Raw genomic sequence first — 18,340 nt, forward strand, 5'->3', positions numbered from 1 at the left:
GTCTATGGCATCAGTTCTGTGTGCTCAGGCTGGGATGATGTGAGATAGAGTGAGGTTTGGGTGAACGAAAGGATTTTACCCGTAACATATTGTATTATAATGATTAATAAATCACATACTGATTTATGTACAGTTAATCTTGTGTACTTTATGCTTTATGTAGAGTAGTATTTTCACGCATTATAAAAAGATTCAGTCACGCCGACTGAGTGATTACCTAAAGTAAAGGAGGCACTAAATGGCGTATTCTGCAAATGCGGTTGCTAATGCCTTTATCGAGCGGGCAAAACAGGGAAAAATTCCTGATTTAACCCCAATGAAAATCCAGAAATTACTTTTTTATACCCAATCATGGTTTCTGAAGTTGTATGACGGAAAGCCAATTATTGATGATAGTTTTGCGCGCTGGCGTCATGGCCCAGTAATCACGTCGCTCTATCATGAGTTGAAAAGTTATGGGTATCACCCAGTAACCAGTAAGCTTACTCGCGCAGTCCCCGCTCCTGATGGGAAAGGGGTAAGATTGATTACGCCGGATGTTGATACTAATGACAAAACCGCTGTGGACATGATTGATAAAATCACTGAAGTTTATGGTGGGTTCACGGGAATTCAGTTATCAGCAATGACACATGCGGAGGGTGCTGCTTGGGATATTGGTGGCGGCGGGAATGGTTCAATCATTACCGCTGAGGAAATGGCTAACTATATCCACCCTCAGAAGCAAAACTAAGCATTAGGTACTTTAATGTCCGATCTGCCAAATCAAGATATTTTGAGCCAAATAGGGCTGCCACCAGATGCAGCCCTTCCTCAAGGTGATAAATCCCCTATTGAAGAACCCCCTGAAACACCGGCCGGAGAAGCACGTAGAGAGGAAACCTCAAGCGAAAAAGACCTGATGCTTAATGAGGCGGTAGAGGACAGAAAAGCAGATAGAGCTCTACGTGAAAAATTTGGAGATAAAGCCTATAAAGTGGTTAGGAAGACCCTCTATGGTTGGTCAATCTTGCTTTTTTGTTATGGGTTCTCTCGCATATTTGGTTACACCATCTTTCCCGATGACGTAATGATAGCGATCACGACTGCTGTCACACTAAATATATTTGCGGCATTTCTAGGTATTATCAGAGGTTTATTTCCATCGGCTAAAGAAGCTAAAGATAACAAATAGCAAATAAGCAGCCACCGCGCCGGGTTTTTTGTGCCCGTAATCCGCAAAGCCCTCCCCTCCTGATGACCGACCCGGTCGAGTGAAAAATAAATATTCAAAGTATTCATATAGATAGGATAATCACGCCACAAAAGAATACTCAAGGTATTTACATGAATAAATACTACAAGTATTCTTAAGTCATCGAAACGAAACATCGATGCGGTAAACGGACTACCTACCGCGCCGGACATGAAGTCAGGCTGCTATTTAAAAACAAGGTTCCTGTGAATACACAGGCCAGAGCATGAGTGTTTTGGGATGTGGCTGGGTGCGCGACATGAGAAGCAAGCTAAGCCACCTGAGTAGCGCTGCAAGTGCGCTTAATTAAGACGGATGCAAGCAAGACTCGCCAAGCCGCTTGAGCACGGAATGAAGCAAGAAACCAGCACATCACCAAAACATTCATTTGGAGAGAACAATGAACAGACAGAGACGCAGAATGGCAGAGTTCAACGCCCGCAAGGCAGCCGAAGCAATGCAGCTTAAACCAGTTGATCGCATTGAGCGGGCACTGAAAGCACCGAACTGGCGCAACCGTCCGGATCAGGTATCTCAGTGTATGCCAGACGTAGCAATTTATTCAGCCGGCCACCGCACCAAGAGTGACCGGATAACGTGCACCGGTCGTCAAAAGGTCAGAGGCCGGTCTATTCCTTTAGTGTGAGGTGAGTATGAATGCTTTAGATGTGCAGCGCGATGATCTTGGTTTTTGGACGCACCCTGATTTCTTTGAACCGGCTAACGGAAATGAATATGGCGCCCCGGGAGAGTTTGAGGCATGGCTAGCTAAAAATAAACTTGAGGTTTTCGTACTTGGGCTCGAATACGATCACAACGCATCAGAATTTGCAGAGAAATATGCTGATGGTGATCTAGATGCGAATATTTCAGGCTGGACTCCAACACGGCCAGATGGCGAAGGGTGGTTCATTGGTTCGATTCATGACACTGAAGATGGCCCGTACTGCATATGGTTAAGAAGTAAGACAGGTCGCTAACGCGGCCTTTTTTATTGCCATGAATAGATACCAACAGCCACTTATCCCTTGTGGCACAAGGTGTGCAAAGTATTCATGAATAGCTTTTTGAATAGATAGAGTCACTGAATAACTAAGCTAGGGAAGCATGGAAATTTGTTTAGGCCTTGGCATTCTGGCCTGCTTATCAATGGTTATTCTCGTTGTTCATACTGTGATGGAATACTTCGAGGATTAGTAACCCCCTATAGCTCATTTAAGAGTGGGCTATGTGGGTAATACTGCCCGATAAACAGGAGTGGAAGACCTGTTCTGATTAAATTTCGCCTCTGCTTATGCAGGGGCTTTTTTATGCCTGTCATATCAGCGCTCATTCACTGAGTGGGCGGTTATATGACCACATTCAGGAGAGGATTATGGAAAGCACAGAGTTACAGCTGTACAGCCTGCCAAAGACGGCCGGCGAACTGGAAGCGGCGTTTATCAGTGATGACTACACCGACCGGCTGATTGAAGAAATCCGCGCAAAAGCAAAGTCAGTCGTTGGTGACATCAACACCGCCAAAGGTCGCAAAGCCTACATCAGCATGGCGGCTACCGTTCGCAGCTCAAAGGTAGCGATTGATGATGCCGGTAAAACACTGGTTGCTGAGATGAAGAAGCGCCCTGCCCTGGTTGATGCCAGCCGCCGGAAAATCCGCGAGGCACTGGATGAACTGGCTATCGAAATTCGGCAGCCGGTGACCGACTGGGAAGCTGAGCAGGAACGTATCAAGGCAGAGGAAGCACTGGTCGCCGCCCACACCGAAGCGCTGGAAATGAACGAAGCATTCGATAAAGCAGCGGCTGAAAAGCTTGAGTCCGATCATGAAATCGCCCTGCTGATGAACGACAACTTCGACCGTAAACGAGAAGAAGCCGCCCGACTGGCAGAGCAGCAACGCATTGAGCATGAGCAACGTATCGCCCGGGAAGCTGAAGAGCGCGTGAAGCGTGAAGCTGAGGAAAAGGCCCAGCGTGAACGTGAGCAGGTAGAGCGTGAAAAGCTCGATTTACAGGCCGCCGCCGAGAAGGAAAAGCAGGAACGTATCGCTGCGGAGCAACGTGCAGAGCAGCAACGAATTGACGACCAGAAACGTGCTGAGCGTGACAAACAGGAAGCTATCGAAGCCGAGCGCCGCAAAGCCGCCCAAGCTGAGCAGGTGCGACTAGCTGAAGAAAAGCGCAAGGCTGATGAACTGGCCCGACGCACCGCAAATGAAAACCACCGTAAGCGCATTGGCTCTGAATCGGTTGGCGCACTGGAAAGTGTCGTTGGCCTTAGCCGTGAACAGGCTATCCGCGCATTTAGAGCTATTAAAGACGGTGAAATACCGCACCTGAACGTCAACTACTAATCACAACGGAGTATCGCTAATGGCTACCACCATCGGCGGCGTCATTGGCGCTGCTACCAACCTGTTAAACCACGTTAAATCATTCACCACTACCCAACTGGAGCGCATCCAGAAGTTCGTCAACGATGCTGCCCGTCCGGGGCCGGAGGCTTTCGCATGAAATACATTATCCAGGGCGCCGAACTGGTAATCGCATTCAGCGGATCGGTTCACTTCTATCCAAATACGCCAGCCGGCTTTGTGGAAATGGTCAGAGACTTCCGGAGGTCAAAATGAGCCTGAATCTAAAAATCGAATGCTCGGACGCACAGACGCGCGGAGCCATGCGCCCCGGAAAGGTCAGCGTTTCTCTTGAGGATTGCCAGATTGAAACGCTGAGCCGGGAGCAGCAGGCGGAACTGTGTGGCCAGATGGATTTTGACGTTCTGGCTGAGTATGTGGACTCAATGCGGAGGCTTGACCATGTGGCGTAGCAATGACACGGACTTCATAGCAGAAATGAAAGAGCTGGTCGGCGAGGAAATGGAAGCCATCCAGCAGGAGCAAATCGACTTGGCAACGGAACGCCAGAATCCGGCTATCAGTTGGCAGGAATTTGCGGGGGACTATTCATGAGTGTGTACAAAGCGATCAGCGCCGTAGCCAAGGAAATGGCTGAGAAAGGCATCAGTAAGGACAGAGAAAACCAGCAGCAACGATTTATGTTTCGGGGTATCGACCAAGTCTATAACGCTCTAGCTCCGGCCCTTGTGCGGAATGGACTGCTTATCCTGCCGCGCATCGTTGACAGAACGGTCACCGAACGAGCCACTAAAAATGGAGGCCTGCTGTTTTATGTGGTGGTAAAGGCCGAGTTCGACTTCGTTGGCGTCGAGGATGGCAGCATTCACACGGTGACTACTTATGGCGAAGCTATGGATAGCGGAGACAAAGCAACGAACAAGGCCATGTCGATCGCCTACAAATATGCTGCATTCCAGACTTTCTGTATTCCCACGGAGGAAACGGCTGTGGATGCGGATAGTGAAGTGCATCACCCAACAGCAATGAACCCCGATGATGCTGTGTCCACGTTCAGCAATGAAGCCTCCCTCGCGACCAATGAAGCACAGTTGACCGAGCTTTATCGAACCGCCTGGGCCGCGGTTGGTGAATCAAAGCAGCATCAGCAGAAGGTTGTCGAAATCTTCAAACTCAGAAAATCAGACTTTAAGGCGGCAGCATAAATGGCAAGTAAAGGCATAAACAGAATGACACTCGTTGGCCGGCTGGGTCAGGACCCGGAATTACGCTACTCACCATCCGGAACCTGCTTCGCCAACCTGTCAGTGGCAACATCCGAGCAGTGGCGTGATAAGCAGACCGGAGAGCAGAAGGAACTAACGGAATGGCACCGCGTAGTTATCAGCGGGAAGCCGGCAGAAGTGGCTGGAGAGTATCTGCGTAAGGGATCGGAGGTTTACCTGGAAGGTAAGCTGCAAACCCGAAAGTGGCAGGACCAATCAGGAGCTGACCGGTACACCACAGAGATTCGTGTGGGTGTAGGCGGTACGATGCAGATGCTAGGAGGTCGGCAGGATAACTCAGGCGCACCGTCAGGAAATCAGCAGTCTGGGCGTAGCCAGCCACCAACTAACCGGCAATCCAGTGGAGGCAGCCGAGCGCAGACAAATAACCTGCCACCTAGCAGCGAGCCTCCGATGGACTTCGATGACGATTTCGACATTCCATTTTAATCAAGGAGGCAGGCATGAAAACTTGTACGCGATGCGGTGAGCACAAGCCCCTTGAGGGCTTTCAGATAAGAAGCGCCTCCAAAGACGGACTGACTGCCTCATGCAAGGAGTGCTTAAAAAAATACGATCGTCTGCGGGCCAACTTACCACACAGAGTAAAAGCCCGAATGGATTACCAAAAGACTACTTCAGGTATGAAGGCTTCAAATAAGGCAAAAAGGGATTTTGTCCTCAGAAATCCGCATAAGCGAATGGCGCATATCAAAGTCGGAAATGCCCTGAGGTCTGGAAGATTATCTAGGCCTGATTGTTGTGAAAACTGCAAACAAAAATGCAGGCCCGAAGCGCATCATTGCGATTACGGCAAGCCATTAGATGTCAAGTGGTTATGCAAGTCCTGCCACGTTCAGTGGCACAAATATCATAAGCCAGTAATCCCCCTCCCCACTCTAACCAAATAAGGCCACATCATGAACCTGTCACCGGAAGAATCGGCGGTATTGTCACGCCTGCCAGAAAGGTATCGAGACATCGAAACTCGCAATGTCCTCCGGATGGCAGAGCGTGAACGCAAGGAATGGCTGGTCAGACAACGGATTGTCATGGGCTGCATGGATGCGGTCGAGGCTGCGAATAATGGGCAAGAGCACCCACAGCTTAATCAGATGGTGCCTCGAACACTGCAACGGATTGCGCATTTGGAGACATCAATACGACCGCCGGCCCCACAATGGATTGTGGACAAGAAGCGGGAAAAGGTCGCCGAGGGGTGGCACAGGGCTGCACAGAACGGTGGAATTCCGGGAATCATCATTCCGACTGCAAACACTCAAGGCCGCGGTGGCTTTGGCGATTAATCACCCTCCCTATCCGGAGGGTTACTTATTGGAGGGGAAAGTGAAACCAATAACCGAAGAACAACGCCAGGAATTGATTGAATTTATCCTAGCTGCGCAAGAATCTATGGGCGGAAATGAGCCTGTTAATCCCAACAAATTCGACATAGAAAAAATGACGCCGGGTGTGTTTGAAATCGCCCTCGCATCCCTGACGGCTGAAGCAAAGTATGCAAGACCTTTCGGCACTGATGGTGAAACATTAATTCAATGTGATGCTGAGCACGAAGAGGCAATTCCGCTTTACACCGCCCCGCCAGTGACGGTGATTAAGTTGCCTGACTGGAGCCAAGTAAGTCCCGATGGGCTTCTGGATATCAACGCGGACCTTGCAAGGTACCACTATTGGGAGGAAATCAAGCGCCTCAACGGACTGGAACAATCATGACCCAGATAACCTCTCGCATACTGGCAGGTAACTACCCTGCTTTCATTAAACGAATAGCGTTCCGCATTGCTCTGTGGGATGCGTACAGGAGGAAGTGATGGATACGCCAGTACTGGATATGTGCTGCGGCTCTCGAATGTTCTGGTTTAATAAATCTGATGCACGGGCAACATTTTGCGACATCCGAGCCGAGCAACACACCCTATGCGATGGACGCGCACTGAATATATCCCCTGACATTATCGCCGATTTCCGTAACCTTCCTTTTCCTGATAATTCATTCGCTCAAGTCGTTTTTGACCCACCCCACCTTGTTCGGGCTGGTGAAAATGGATGGATGCGGAAAAAATATGGGGCGCTGGATAAGGATAACTGGCAGCAGGATATTACTGATGGTTTTCGCGAAGCTTTTCGGGTGTTGCGGCCACACGGAACGCTGATTTTCAAATGGAATGAAACACAGGTACCTGTGAAGCAAGTCATCGCCCTAACCGACCAGGTACCGACTATCTGGCAGCGCACCGGTAAAGGGGATAAAACGCACTGGATTATATTTCTCAAGGAGCCACCCGCATGATACTCGCCGTATACGTCATCCTCATTATCTCCGGTAACCAGGCAACTCCCCTCACTGAAACAATCTACCCCACCCAATCACAATGCGAGCATCAGATAGAGGCTATGAAAGATATTCAGCCTAAGCATGAGCTTGTGTGTGGTGAAGTAAGAAGGAATACATGATGTTTAGTTTTATGAGGTATCTGAAAAATACCAAGTTGGTTATAGGCCAAATTAGAAATGGAGAGTGGATTCCCCGTGAAAATGGATGTGATGGAAAAATCTATAGCGCCCACCGAAATAGGCACAAGCTATGGTTAGCAAATGGCCCTTTCTTTTGTGAGGTGGTAGAAATTGATGGGGTTAGATGCAGGAAGGCTTTCGGGATTATCCTTCGTCATGTTGTTTGGTGGGCTGGCGCGAGAAAATTGCGTGGAGTAAAAGCAATACCTCCAACCCCTGACTTGGGTGATTAGAGGGGTATATGATGCGCGAGGTTATCCGCGGTGATACCGAGCCAGTGCATATCGTGGTAGCCAGTAAAGCAATTGATAAGCACCGATTGAAGTACGGAACTGGCAATAAGTATCACCATGTCGTGTATTCAGTCGGCTACCGTGACCGGCATTATCAAATCGAAGTAGTCACCAGAAAGACAACCATATCCGCAACGGTAATAACCGGATGCAGGAACCTATCAAGAGTTCATCACGAACAATAAATCAACCCACCCTATTCCCGCACCGGTCACCGGCGGCATCGTCGTGCCTGCGGGTTGGGTAAAGGAGAATGCTATGCACGTAGAACCAGGGGCATTGGTCACGATGAAATTTATCGAGGCCAATACCGGATATAAAAAATCCTACCTTTATAGCCAGATCGCTAAAGGTAATTTGGCGCCACCACTAAAGCGAGGTCACAAAAGCCTGTGGCGCGTCGAAGATGTACAGAAGTTTCAGCAGTATCTACAGGACGGAGCAACTCAGCATTAACCCCTGCAGCAGTCATCTATCCAGTCAGCCCACCACTGCATCATTTCTCGCCTTTTCTCACTATACTGCGCATGGTTATATATGCCACGGATGGCATTACCATCAGAGTGAGCAAGCTGCTTCTCAATCACTTCTGTCGGCCAGCCATTATCGTGCAGTATTGTACTGAACTGATGACGGAAACCATGACCAGAAGAAATACCCTCATACCCTATTCGCTTAATAACCTGCAGGACAGCGCCCTCACTAATAGGCTTAGAGCGATCATTCCGACCTGGAAAGACCAAGCCAGTAACTTCAGTAATTGGGTGCAAATTTTTTAGCAGCCAGTAAACCTGATCGCTCATTGGCACAAAGTGGACTTTCCTTCCTTTCATGAATTCGGCATCAATGGTTATCATCCGGTTGTCAAAGTCCACGTTACTCCAACGCATCGACCTCATCTCAAGCGTGCGCATCGCTGTGTACTGCAGAAGTCGAGTGGCACTGATGGTGATCTGGCTGCCAGTATGGGATGAAAGTGCTCGGTTGAAACCCGGTATCTGCTCTGCAGTCAGGTAGGGATAGTTCTTCTTTCGGTACCCACGCATAGCATCGGCCAGATCGGGTGATGGGTTGTACTTCGCGCGCCCAGTAACAATCGCGTATTTGAATACTTCCCCACACCGACGGCGAGCTTTGTTCGCGCGTTCGTGAGCGCCCCTATTTTCAAAAAGGCGGATCACTGAAAGAATATCCATCGGTTCAATCGTATTGATATCCCTGCTTCCGATCATCGGCAATATGTCATCTTTGAACATGCCGAGTAACTCAGAGGCATATCCTTCAGACCACACCTGCTTTTTATTGCTATACCATTCATCAAAAATTGAGGCGAAGGAATTATCTGCCTGACCGCGGCGACCGGCCTGCATCGGATCATCTCCAAGCGCCAGCGTTCTCTTCGCCTCAAAGGCTTTTACTCTCGCATCCTGCAGTGTAATGAATGGGTATTTACCCAAGGTCATGACCTTTTCTTTACCCAGCATATGATAGCGAAGCTGCCAAACCTTCTTGCCTGAGACTGGGACGTAAAGGTAGAGGCCGTCAGCATCGAGAAGTCGGTAAGGTTTTTCTTTCGGCTTAGCCGATTCAATCTGCTTAACGGTCAACATTGGGTAAAATATTCCGAGTAAAAAATTTTACCCAACTTTTACCCAAGAAAGTATGCGGCTGTCAACGGACGTGTATGGATGGCTATGGAAAGTTATTTATGATGAAGCCAGTGATTACGGGAAATCCTTGGAGGGTAGTGGACGGTGATGGAAGGCACACTGGTGTCCCCTGCAGGAATCGAACCTGCAACTAGCCCTTAGGAGGGGCTTGTTATATCCGTTTAACTAAGGAGACCTAGACACCGGAAAGTCTCTGGTGCTGGCGGCTATAGTAGCGTAAATAGCTACTTTATAACAAGTATTAGTACAGTTAGCCGTTATCAAGCCTGTAACGCGACAGCAGCTTGGCCCTAATATCGTCGAGATAAATAAAAAACTGACAACGCTCGAGTTCAGGATACGTCTCTTAAGGGCGAATGGGGAAGACGGGCAGAATGAGTGCCAAGGCCTCAAAAAATAATTATGCATACAAAAATGATGCCACGGTATATAGGCGCTACCCGCACTGCACTCCCCCCGCCGAATCCCCCCTAACCGACAAAATCACTGCCACTGTTTCTCGGCAGCGGCAGTGAACTTGAGCTAGCCACCACTGCCTTGGGAGGCATTTTTAAGGGGCAGTAAGTTCAAGCCATTGTTCCCCGCTTCGACGACCCGTGGTCTGTCCGGCTCCAACTCATTACGTTTTAGTACCTGCTTCCAATGATTCGTGTTCATCTGTGGGTCACGGAATAACCCGATGACCGCCACATATTCTGTGTTCGCCTCCATGGGCATCGTTAGGCTGACATCTGCCCCAGGTTTCAGCACCAGGTCGCGGCTGGCCAGCAGGTCACCGCTTAATGCACTTTCACCCTCGCTGATCAGCTGCTGGTAGACCAGTTTATCGAAGGCTTTACGATCCCGTAATTGCCAGACCCGGATGACCACCGATTCCGACAGAGAATTATTCTCTCGGCTATCCGTGTTCAAGGCTTCCCTGGCAGTCATATCCAAACGCAGTACTCGAATATTCTTATAAAACAGTGTATTAAACGTAGATTTAGTGCCCTCGGTGACGGTTTGTGTCAGTCCACACCCCGTTAAGCTAAGCGCCAATAACGGGATAAGACGGTAGGTAACTTTATTCAAAGAGGTAAGTAACACAGTCATTTCCTTCTGTAGATGTCGCGGGATCCAACCCGCGGTAATAACCAAGCTCGGTGGTAAAGGTGGGCGGTAGTGTGGTGCAGATATCGTTTAAATCAGCGTCAAGGACGCCTATGCTCCCCAGCCAGAATGGGGCTTCTCCGAGAGGCGGAGGCGCCAGTAATGCGGTACTTATGGTCAATGTTATGCGGGCACGGAAACGCCAGCCTAGGTAGACTCTCACCATCACCAGAAAATCCTGATACAAGTCCCCTTCCGGTTTCCAGCCGATCATCTCCTGTGGGTCTTCGGTGCGTAGTGCGATCAATAACTGACTGTTCGCTTCCCATAACTCATCACCTAGCGGAGTATTATTGTCCAACAGAAATCCCTGTTCCCCATAAAAGCCCGCTGGCTGACGGAGTGTCACCGCACGTAATGAATAGGGGCTGACAACCACTTGGGTGAAGGGTGCCAACAGCGTGACAATGGCCTGAATACCTTCCTGAGTTTTCCCTGGCTGACGTAATACTCCCAACAGAGCCAGAAAACGCGACACTGGGGTGGCAATATGTTCAGCGGTGCCGGGAATGCCGAGACCCACCAGTCCTAGCAGTGCGCCGGAAATCGCATCTTTTCCACCTGCTTCAAAGGTGGCCGGATAAGAGTATTTGCGCCAGATACGATAAAACTGAGTGAGGAACCGATGGTTAAAAATATCCAGAAATCCCTGCATCGCTTCATGCCCTTCCCTACCTTGGCAAATATCATCCAAAAAGGCAGTTGGTAGGGGTGAATCGACGCCATACAACCCCAGAAAAGTGGTGCGGACCACGGGGATGTTTTCAGCGCCGATGTCATGGTGCTCAATAGTTTTAAGTTCGCTGACCGGAAAGCCCATCCCCGGATGGGGAGCAAATCTCACCGCATCATCCCCCGGATGGCTGGTGGCACCCAAACCGGGCGCTGCCGGACGCTGTTTTTCCAGCAACTGACAAAAACGGTAGAAATTAATCTGTGGCAGTTCCGCCTCTAAACGCGGGGTTAACCAGGGATACGGCGATTGTGTTTCTCTTGCCATTCGAGGCGCTCTCCGGTGGGTTGCAGAATGATAATCAATCGATTAAACAGATAAATATCGGTATAGAGGGCAAAAAAGCGGCTGAGCATCTCTCCGAACAGGCAGATATCCCCCCGTCCGGCAAACCCATGGCTGTCCAAAGTGACCTCAATCTGCACCCCTCGCAGCAGAAACCCCTGCTCAAATCTTTCGGTCTCACTGTGCGCCACATCAATGATCGCCTCGAGGCGACGCCGGTTCATTTCACTGTGGGTCCACTCATAGAGACCAAGGGTCCCACGCAGGACTTCGGCATTATCCATCATTGATAAGAAACCGCTGCCGAGGTGGCTCAGCACCCGCCAGTGGAAACGATCTTGATCCGGCGGGTAACAGGGTAAGGTCGGTGCGCAAAGATTTTTAACGCTGATGCTGACTGAACTGGTTTTCATCACTGTATCGAGTACCGTGCTTTGTAGGGCACGCCGCGGCAATTGCCCGTGGGTGCCGGTGAGGGTCAGTGATAGGCTTTCGCCTGCCGGCACCCGGTGCTGATCAAAAGCTTCACCGCCTAGGATAAGCCAGCTGTTATACAGGCCAGAAGGACCACGGCGGACACGGGTGTGATAATAATAATCCGGCGCATCTTGGCGCTGCATGCCCCCTTTATGGCGGAAACTGGAAAAAGGCACATAATGGTGACCACCGGAAGACGTTACCGAGTTCACCGAGTAGATTTCAGTATGCCCATCTTGAACCCGCATCGGTCGCAGCAGATATTCGGTTTGTAATGAATTAATGGTCAGCGGGTCAGATTCCAGCGGAAATAAATTGATCACCGGGACGCAATGAAGTCGTAGGTGTTTTTCCGTAAAGCGGAAATCATGCTGCCACCTCCGCTTGAGTACGATCTCTGTCTCAAACCACGGCAGTTGGCTAGGCAAATCAGCTGTCTCGAGACCGCGCAAGGTGATAAACATAAATTTTTCGCGGAAGGTAAAGTATTCGAGCAGTAACTGATAGCCACTGAAACTGTTGCTGCCTTTCGGCCACAGGCCGTCATCGTCATCAAATCCACGGGTCATAAAATAGCCATCCAGCGGACGACGGTCTTCCTCCCCTGGCAGACGCAGATTGATATGGTCAACATTCAGGGTAAAGGCCTCATGCATCGCACACGCCAGCGGCGCATCGGCATTAAAATAGAAAGCGATATGGCTGACATCGATACGCCGCCAATCTGCCAGTGGGCTGCAGTTGAAACGTAATCTGATCACTGACCGGCCCTCGGGATCGGTGGTCAGGACAGCCTGCGCCAAGGACAGAGGGTGAAGAGGAATAGCTTTCGTTGTGGTGTAACAACAGCGGGTCTGAGCTTCACCAATGGGCCGTGATAGGACTTCAAACCCCTTTTCTACCGACATCGCCTCTTTCATTTCATGCCAATCTGCCGTGAACTCCACCACTGACATCGATGGAATAGTGCGCAGATAATGGGGCCATAATAGGCTGACCAGCCCTTCCGTGAGTTCAGGAAGATCATCGTCGAGCTTTTGCCGCAACCTGCCCATCAGAAAGGCGAATCCCTCAAATAGCCGCTCAACATAAGGGTCACGGGCATCTTGTTTATCCAGATTAAGCATCGCCGCTTGTTCAGGGTGAGCACGGGCAAATTCCTCGCCCGCTTCCAGCAGATAGCGCATTTCAGCGTCATAATAACGCAGGGTTAAATCGTCCATAATGTCTCGGTAGGAAAGTTGAGTGAAAGAACGTCAGTGGGTCCTGTCTCTGACGGGATAAACGCATATTGGGCAAACATTCAGCCGTAATCGCCCACAGGCTGTGGTACGTCACGACAGAGGAGAATTCTCAGTTACAGTTACCGTGATAGTCGTTATACGACGTTGGGCTAATGCCCCCGGGCAACGGCGGCGAGGAAGACACTCAAGGTGCTTCACCGCCACGTCTCTTATCGCTGCCATTTTTCTCGGCCAGTGAGGGTGTTAGGGAACCTACTTGGTTAACTCTCATCGATGTCGAGATTTTGGTTATTACTCACAGGTTCAGGAGGCTGCAGGTCAACGCTGAAGATAGCGTCCGGTAGCCGGAAGTCCCGCAAGCCCAGTAAAGCCAGTGGCCCGTTCCCCAATTGGGTTCTCAGCACCCATTGCAGTGTGCTGCCATCCGCTGCGGTAAAGCTCATCATCCACTGACTGCGATCGATCTGTTGTCGTTTACCCTGTTCCAACCAGCGTATAAAGCCCCAACTGCCGTTATAGTCGCCAAACAGGCGTGTCCCGGTGCGGGTTGTCGTCCAAGTCAGCATGGTTCCCGGTTTGTAGCTTTCTCCTGGCCAGCGGAACGACTGCCACTCTGCTAACTGGTTGTAATAGCGTAATGTCTGTCCGTCGATCACTAACTGCGTCTCTGTCACCCCGCCCACCGCCCGCGGTTGTAGTTCAAAGCTGAACCCTTGACTGCCGTCGGTAAATAAAATGTCGGATAACTGACTCAGTTGATTAATCGCCCGTAAGAAGGCGGGATTAAAGGTCAGTCCTTGGCTGTTGACGTTATCCACGACCCACTGGCTGCCCTCTTTTTGTAAAACACCGCCGAGCTCAGTAGACAAAAAGCGCTCGATCCGGCCGCTATCTTTACGGATAAACTCTGCCAGCATTGGCAGTGAGACCTCACTATTACTGGCCGTAAACGGGAAACGACCGTCAAAGGCACTTTGCCAGTTCGCCACCACCGAACGTTTCCATTTATTGTTGAGGCTGGCCGCGGAGGGTTGTAGCACCGTTTCCCATGCTTGGGTCAGCGGTTGGATAAACACCGTACCACCAAAACCACTCCACTCCTCCCCGAGGCTGGCAGCGATCAGGCTGCCGTACTGCCGGGTATCGGTGAGATCAACGCTGTTTCCGCGAAAAACAGTTTGTGCCAAGGTCTGCATCATTTGCCGTGGATCGGCCGCAGCGGCAACCTGTTGTAGCCGCAGCCGGACCTGGGTGATACGGGTCAGGTAGGTCTGTAGACTCAGGCTACTGTCTGCGGACATCACCGCGACTGCCGTATTTCTTCCCATCAGAGACAGTAGCGGTCCGAAGGTCTCGTCCAAGGGGCCCTGTGGACCTTGAGCAGACTGATCGATCATCATCTCATCATTACGGGACACCAGTTGTTTCGCCGAGTCTACCAGCGATTCAGACAAGCGTTTTGCTTGCTGCCCGCTCTGCCCCTGCCAGGCAACGGTATTCATCAGTGCTATCAACGGTGACTGACGACTATCACTCATCAGCGTCAGTTGGTCAGTGACATCCGCGATAGTATTAGCCGGTACCCACCGCAGACCGTTGAGGAATTCCAGCCAACTGGCGGCAAAGTCGGTAAAATAACGCTCGGTCAGTCGAGCTTTAAGGGTTTCCGGTGATAACTCTGCGGAAACAGACTGACGGTTGTCACTCAGCACCCAGTCTATTTGATCACGCCGAGAACTGGCCGCTTTTGCTATTGCCTGCTGCACACCCCCTTCCCAAGCTTGGCGAGTGAACATTCCCGGCACGGTCCGATCAGTGGTAAACAAACGACGGGCATCGGTCCCGGCAGTTATATCTTCAAGAGAGACGTCCGCAAAATTAAGCCTGACTGATTTGAGTAGACTCTGGTAGAGCGTGGCTTCTGCATTACGCCGACCCATTTGCTGCAATAGCAGTTGCCGACTTTGGGCGATCAGCGCGCTGTCTGCTTGGATTTTCCACTGAGCTTGACGGGGTAACTCTGACATATAGAAAGCCCACAGATCGGGTGCCAGGCTTTGCCATAACCCGGTAGAGATCCCTGGGCGCTGTGGCTGTACGCTGAGCATGGTGCGCGCAAAAAAAGCGGCATCGGCGTTGTCTGGTGATGACATCATCAGTAATGCCTTGAGTTGTTCATATCCCAGCTTAACCCGTTGCTGTCGCTGTACACTCTCCGGTTCAGTATTCACTAACTCGCTGAGGTGTTGTTCTAATGCCTGTTTGGCGGGATCACGGATCAGCCGATTTGCCGCGCCGGCATACCAGGGGAGCATCGCATTAAGTAGCGGCTGATGGTGATTAAGGCCAAAACGCTGATACCAGGGTGTACCTTGGGTGATCTGAGTGTGTAACCGGCCAGCATCATTGCGTAACTCATAGAGCGCAGATAACTGGCTGTCCGAGACCTGCGGCTGGGCGCTTAGCTCGCCAACGTGTTGTGCCACGGTAGCGATAAGATGACGGTTAAGGACGAAGGAGACCAACATGCCCAGTGTCCAGATGCCAACAAGGGTGAACACTGTGGCGGCCATCACCTGCCTGCGCCCTGTCAGCGGCGGTTTGCCAGAAATCCGCCCGCAGTCATCAATGATCCCCTGCCAGACAGGGGACAAACCCAGGCGATGAGGATGGGGATGAAAATCGGATGACGGTTGTTCCTGACCGGCACTGACCTCAGTCCCCCGCTCCGCGGGTGTGGCTAAACTGAACATTAAGCCTCGCAGCCAAATATGGGGTTGTGACCCATATAGCCACGGAGTAAGTTGTCGGACATATTGGCTAACACCGTCATTTTTCAGCTGTTGTCCAAGGCGAAGCAGGAAATCATAACGGTTATTTTCCGCCAGTTGACAGATCCCCTGACGGCACAGTCCCGGTAACAGACGTTGCAGTTGTTGGCTAATCTCCGTCGCTTGAGCACGGCGAGAAAAGCTTACGCCGACTGCCTGCTCACTGCGTTGCGCCTGCCCCCAGTCACTGTGACATAGCTGCCACAGCCAGACCGGTGGCGAATACCTCAGCCATTCGCTGACCTTCTCCAAACTGCGTAAATCGTGATCACTGGTTTGCTGGTCATACGTGGCTCCGGTCATAAGTACGCGCACAATCCCATCCAGTGGCCGCCCAGAGCGTAATCTGCGTAAAGCAAAAAACTTTTCACGGATAAGCTCTGCTTGCAGGCTGCCACCGTAAATCAACACCGTGCCTTGACCTTCCAGCCATTGTTGGGCAGCGAGGCCGGGAACCAGTTGTTCGATAGCGCTGTCATCACCGGTGATCAGCAACAACTTCACCTTCCTGCGCCACATGAGGTTATAGCGGCGACGCAGATGTTTTTTTAGCGAGACAATGGCAGCTTTCTTTCCGGCAGGTTGAACAGATTTTCCTCGGCGAGATAAAGGAATATTCAGCTTATCTCTGATCAACAAACGGGAGGCGATAAAGCCCATGATCAACAGACTGAGTAATGCCAGCCAGACGATGCATCCAGCAATGATCAGTGACTGTACAGCGGACCATTCTGTGGTGTGTTGCATGACCCAAAACCACCACGCTAAGGTCCCCATAACCACCAGCAATGTCGTCACAGCAACACAGAGTATGGCGGTAGCCGCTACCGATATTTCAGCAGATTTAGGTTTGTATTGAGTATCCATCAGGTTTCACTATCCCTAGTGCAAAAGTCGTTGTCGGGTTGCGGGCAATCCAGCTACAGGGCTGTTGAAAGTGTTCTGCGCCGAATGCTGCCAGCGACAGAGCGACCAAGGCCTCCATACCCCCAATCTCTCCCCAGTAAACATCCTGTATATGTGGGCGAAGATCCCATCCATACTCCCCTAGGCTCTCAAGCCCAGCTAAGCTGAACAGAGCGCAAATATCAGGAGGCTGCGTCAGTGTATTCTGTTTCAAAAGCCTGGCGGAGACGTCGGGTAATGAGTCTCCCATTTGCGTGGAAAATGTCTCACCGCGGGTCAATCGTACGACACCCTGAGGCCCAGCCTGCCAGAGTACGGCAGCCTCTCCCGCGGGGAGTTTCTGCCCGGGTGGGTGATCCGCTACGCAGCATCCAGCAATCAGTACCGTTTCCCCGAGACGGGCTTCGGTAAGCTGATGGCTTATCTCTGCTAAACTGACTTCCCCTTGCCAAGGGTCGGGCTGGAAGGGCAGAGTCACTTGAGGAAAAAGAGCCCGCATCTTCTCCCTGAATGCCTGCCAGGCACTGTCTGTACCTTCCCAATAACAGCTAAGGGGTGAAGTCAAAGGCAGCGCCTGATATTGTTCGTACCATTCACTTACCAGCAGTTCAGCCAAACGACTTTCCCGTACACGGATATCAGGCACTGACACGAGTGGCACGATCAGCCTGTTTTCCCCTTGAGTATTTCCCTGTTGAGGAGGTATCTCTCGGTTCAAGACCCTGATCCAGTCCGCCGGATAGCGACCCGCTGGCCCCAAAAGTACCCCTGCTTGCAGGCCAAAAGATTGCTGATGTTGCTGCCACCACTGTTGTTGGCTACGGGTCACCAAATGCGAGTGCAGTTCAGCATTGTGAGTGCTTGCCCGATACCAGAGCAGATGAAGTAACCCTCCTGTAGCGGCCACCATCACACCTGCCAGAACTCCGGCCGTCAGTACCAGCACAGGCGTAGGCCCTGCGGCGAGCAGGGCCATTAGGCTGCCGGTTATCAACATGACACCCATCCCGACCGCCAACCAGAACGTTTTTTTGGGAGGACGAGCCGTTTTGTAGCGCGGGAATTGCGGTTCGGCTCTCACAGTTCGATCCTACAGTCAGGAAATGAACTGACCAGTGTGCAGCCGCACACACATCGGTGACCATGCAGTGCCACCGGTTGACCATCCATCAGGGTTAATGAGCTGCCTTCAGCAATCGTTGTCAGACCATGTTGATTACAGCTAACCGGGTCTCCCTTACAGGCTATACCTTTACCGAAGCAGTCATAATGGCCAGCTAATACCCGCCCCCCGTATTCACGTAAACTGTCCCCTTTACGGATAACACTCTTCATGGTTTC

22 protein-coding genes and 1 tRNA gene are annotated in these 18,340 nt (G+C 51.0%); 15 read left to right on the forward strand and 8 right to left on the reverse strand.

Going from position 1 to position 18,340, the window contains the following annotated elements:
* The first annotated feature begins 238 nt into the window (after positions 1 to 238).
* From DW47_RS0114340 to DW47_RS0114430, 15 genes are all read left to right on the forward strand, one after another.
* On the forward strand, positions 239 to 733 hold the full coding sequence (locus DW47_RS0114340; protein ID WP_029687114.1) for a Panacea domain-containing protein: 495 nt from the start codon (positions 239 to 241) through the stop codon (positions 731 to 733).
* A 15-nt stretch (positions 734 to 748) separates the two neighbouring features.
* Entirely contained in the window at positions 749 to 1,174 is a 426-nt protein-coding gene (locus tag DW47_RS17595; RefSeq protein WP_029687115.1) for a hypothetical protein, read from the forward strand.
* Between the two features lie 481 nt (positions 1,175 to 1,655).
* Positions 1,656 to 1,880, forward strand: coding sequence for a transcriptional antitermination N peptide (locus DW47_RS17940; RefSeq protein ID WP_029687117.1), 225 nt, complete (start codon positions 1,656 to 1,658; stop codon positions 1,878 to 1,880).
* Between the two features lie 7 nt (positions 1,881 to 1,887).
* Positions 1,888 to 2,214 (forward strand): hypothetical protein, encoded by a 327-nt coding sequence (locus DW47_RS0114355; protein WP_029687118.1) that lies wholly within the window; start codon positions 1,888 to 1,890, stop codon positions 2,212 to 2,214.
* Positions 2,215 to 2,609: 395 nt separating this feature from the next.
* A complete protein-coding gene (locus tag DW47_RS0114360) occupies positions 2,610 to 3,590 on the forward strand; it encodes a hypothetical protein (protein ID WP_029687119.1) in 981 nt (326 codons plus the stop codon).
* Between the two features lie 19 nt (positions 3,591 to 3,609).
* Positions 3,610 to 3,750, forward strand: coding sequence for a hypothetical protein (locus tag DW47_RS17545; RefSeq protein WP_161606717.1), 141 nt, complete (start codon positions 3,610 to 3,612; stop codon positions 3,748 to 3,750).
* A 112-nt stretch (positions 3,751 to 3,862) separates the two neighbouring features.
* Entirely contained in the window at positions 3,863 to 4,063 is a 201-nt protein-coding gene (locus DW47_RS0114375; protein WP_029687120.1) for a hypothetical protein, read from the forward strand.
* The gene (locus DW47_RS17550; RefSeq protein ID WP_161606718.1) at positions 4,053 to 4,205 is read left to right on the forward strand and encodes a hypothetical protein; all 153 of its coding nucleotides are present in this window, start codon (positions 4,053 to 4,055) and stop codon (positions 4,203 to 4,205) included. The genes DW47_RS0114375 and DW47_RS17550 overlap by 11 nt, the downstream gene beginning before the upstream one ends.
* Positions 4,202 to 4,816 carry an ERF family protein gene (locus DW47_RS0114385; protein ID WP_029687121.1) on the forward strand — a complete coding sequence of 205 codons (615 nt, stop codon included), beginning with the start codon at positions 4,202 to 4,204 and terminating at the stop codon, positions 4,814 to 4,816. The genes DW47_RS17550 and DW47_RS0114385 overlap by 4 nt, the downstream gene beginning before the upstream one ends.
* Positions 4,817 to 5,326 (forward strand): single-stranded DNA-binding protein, encoded by a 510-nt coding sequence (ssb, locus tag DW47_RS0114390; RefSeq protein WP_029687122.1) that lies wholly within the window; start codon positions 4,817 to 4,819, stop codon positions 5,324 to 5,326.
* A gap of 470 nt (positions 5,327 to 5,796) precedes the next feature.
* A complete protein-coding gene (locus DW47_RS0114400; protein WP_029687124.1) occupies positions 5,797 to 6,183 on the forward strand; it encodes a hypothetical protein in 387 nt (128 codons plus the stop codon).
* Between the two features lie 40 nt (positions 6,184 to 6,223).
* A complete protein-coding gene (locus DW47_RS0114405; protein ID WP_152473185.1) occupies positions 6,224 to 6,610 on the forward strand; it encodes a hypothetical protein in 387 nt (128 codons plus the stop codon).
* 97 nt (positions 6,611 to 6,707) lie between these two features.
* Entirely contained in the window at positions 6,708 to 7,187 is a 480-nt protein-coding gene (locus DW47_RS0114415; RefSeq protein ID WP_029687126.1) for a class I SAM-dependent methyltransferase, read from the forward strand.
* Positions 7,188 to 7,655: 468 nt separating this feature from the next.
* A complete protein-coding gene (locus DW47_RS17125; RefSeq protein WP_071846659.1) occupies positions 7,656 to 7,889 on the forward strand; it encodes a DUF4060 family protein in 234 nt (77 codons plus the stop codon).
* A 73-nt stretch (positions 7,890 to 7,962) separates the two neighbouring features.
* Positions 7,963 to 8,160, forward strand: coding sequence for a hypothetical protein (locus DW47_RS0114430; protein WP_029687128.1), 198 nt, complete (start codon positions 7,963 to 7,965; stop codon positions 8,158 to 8,160).
* Here DW47_RS0114430 and DW47_RS0114435 read toward each other — a convergent pair.
* The 8 genes from DW47_RS0114435 to DW47_RS0114470 form a co-directional block, all read right to left on the reverse strand.
* Complete coding sequence (locus DW47_RS0114435; protein ID WP_029687129.1) at positions 8,157 to 9,314, reverse strand: tyrosine-type recombinase/integrase; 1,158 nt, start codon at positions 9,312 to 9,314, stop codon at positions 8,157 to 8,159. The two genes, DW47_RS0114430 and DW47_RS0114435, sit on opposite strands and share 4 nt — an antisense overlap.
* A gap of 160 nt (positions 9,315 to 9,474) precedes the next feature.
* Positions 9,475 to 9,549, reverse strand: a tRNA-Arg gene (locus DW47_RS0114440).
* 347 nt (positions 9,550 to 9,896) lie between these two features.
* A complete protein-coding gene (tssJ, locus tag DW47_RS0114445) occupies positions 9,897 to 10,460 on the reverse strand; it encodes a type VI secretion system lipoprotein TssJ (RefSeq protein ID WP_029687130.1) in 564 nt (187 codons plus the stop codon).
* Entirely contained in the window at positions 10,438 to 11,523 is a 1,086-nt protein-coding gene (gene tssG / locus DW47_RS0114450) for a type VI secretion system baseplate subunit TssG (RefSeq protein WP_029687131.1), read from the reverse strand. The genes tssJ and tssG overlap by 23 nt, the downstream gene beginning before the upstream one ends.
* A complete protein-coding gene (tssF, locus tag DW47_RS0114455) occupies positions 11,487 to 13,241 on the reverse strand; it encodes a type VI secretion system baseplate subunit TssF (protein ID WP_029687132.1) in 1,755 nt (584 codons plus the stop codon). The genes tssG and tssF overlap by 37 nt, the downstream gene beginning before the upstream one ends.
* 281 nt (positions 13,242 to 13,522) lie before the next feature.
* The gene (locus tag DW47_RS0114460; protein ID WP_029687133.1) at positions 13,523 to 16,960 is read right to left on the reverse strand and encodes an ImcF-related family protein; all 3,438 of its coding nucleotides are present in this window, start codon (positions 16,958 to 16,960) and stop codon (positions 13,523 to 13,525) included.
* Complete coding sequence (locus DW47_RS0114465) at positions 16,938 to 18,080, reverse strand: hypothetical protein (protein ID WP_029687134.1); 1,143 nt, start codon at positions 18,078 to 18,080, stop codon at positions 16,938 to 16,940. Before DW47_RS0114465 ends, DW47_RS0114460 begins: the two co-directional genes overlap by 23 nt.
* Positions 18,077 to 18,334 (reverse strand): PAAR domain-containing protein, encoded by a 258-nt coding sequence (locus tag DW47_RS0114470; RefSeq protein WP_029687135.1) that lies wholly within the window; start codon positions 18,332 to 18,334, stop codon positions 18,077 to 18,079. The genes DW47_RS0114465 and DW47_RS0114470 overlap by 4 nt, the downstream gene beginning before the upstream one ends.
* Positions 18,335 to 18,340 lie beyond the last annotated feature (6 nt).

The organism is Tatumella saanichensis, from assembly GCF_000439375.1.
Lineage (GTDB): Bacteria > Pseudomonadota > Gammaproteobacteria > Enterobacterales > Enterobacteriaceae > Tatumella > Tatumella saanichensis.

What these genes read in the sequence shown, in the direction of transcription:
- DW47_RS0114360 (WP_029687119.1), top strand. Translation starts at nt 2,610, where the DNA reads ATGGAAAGCACAGAGTTACAGCTGTACAGCCTGCCAAAGACGGCCGGC.
- DW47_RS0114470 (WP_029687135.1), bottom strand. Translation starts at nt 18,334, where the DNA reads ATGAAGAGTGTTATCCGTAAAGGGGACAGTTTACGTGAATACGGGGGG.
- tssG (WP_029687131.1), bottom strand. Translation starts at nt 11,523, where the DNA reads ATGGCAAGAGAAACACAATCGCCGTATCCCTGGTTAACCCCGCGTTTA.
- DW47_RS17545 (WP_161606717.1), top strand. Translation starts at nt 3,610, where the DNA reads ATGGCTACCACCATCGGCGGCGTCATTGGCGCTGCTACCAACCTGTTA.
- DW47_RS0114430 (WP_029687128.1), top strand. Translation starts at nt 7,963, where the DNA reads ATGCACGTAGAACCAGGGGCATTGGTCACGATGAAATTTATCGAGGCC.
- ssb (WP_029687122.1), top strand. Translation starts at nt 4,817, where the DNA reads ATGGCAAGTAAAGGCATAAACAGAATGACACTCGTTGGCCGGCTGGGT.
- DW47_RS0114400 (WP_029687124.1), top strand. Translation starts at nt 5,797, where the DNA reads ATGAACCTGTCACCGGAAGAATCGGCGGTATTGTCACGCCTGCCAGAA.
- DW47_RS0114355 (WP_029687118.1), top strand. Translation starts at nt 1,888, where the DNA reads ATGAATGCTTTAGATGTGCAGCGCGATGATCTTGGTTTTTGGACGCAC.
- DW47_RS0114375 (WP_029687120.1), top strand. Translation starts at nt 3,863, where the DNA reads ATGAGCCTGAATCTAAAAATCGAATGCTCGGACGCACAGACGCGCGGA.
- DW47_RS17125 (WP_071846659.1), top strand. Translation starts at nt 7,656, where the DNA reads ATGCGCGAGGTTATCCGCGGTGATACCGAGCCAGTGCATATCGTGGTA.
- DW47_RS0114340 (WP_029687114.1), top strand. Translation starts at nt 239, where the DNA reads ATGGCGTATTCTGCAAATGCGGTTGCTAATGCCTTTATCGAGCGGGCA.
- DW47_RS17940 (WP_029687117.1), top strand. Translation starts at nt 1,656, where the DNA reads ATGGCAGAGTTCAACGCCCGCAAGGCAGCCGAAGCAATGCAGCTTAAA.
- DW47_RS0114435 (WP_029687129.1), bottom strand. Translation starts at nt 9,314, where the DNA reads ATGTTGACCGTTAAGCAGATTGAATCGGCTAAGCCGAAAGAAAAACCT.
- DW47_RS17550 (WP_161606718.1), top strand. Translation starts at nt 4,053, where the DNA reads ATGTGGCGTAGCAATGACACGGACTTCATAGCAGAAATGAAAGAGCTG.
- DW47_RS17595 (WP_029687115.1), top strand. Translation starts at nt 749, where the DNA reads ATGTCCGATCTGCCAAATCAAGATATTTTGAGCCAAATAGGGCTGCCA.
- DW47_RS0114415 (WP_029687126.1), top strand. Translation starts at nt 6,708, where the DNA reads ATGGATACGCCAGTACTGGATATGTGCTGCGGCTCTCGAATGTTCTGG.
- DW47_RS0114385 (WP_029687121.1), top strand. Translation starts at nt 4,202, where the DNA reads ATGAGTGTGTACAAAGCGATCAGCGCCGTAGCCAAGGAAATGGCTGAG.
- DW47_RS0114460 (WP_029687133.1), bottom strand. Translation starts at nt 16,960, where the DNA reads ATGGATACTCAATACAAACCTAAATCTGCTGAAATATCGGTAGCGGCT.
- tssF (WP_029687132.1), bottom strand. Translation starts at nt 13,241, where the DNA reads ATGGACGATTTAACCCTGCGTTATTATGACGCTGAAATGCGCTATCTG.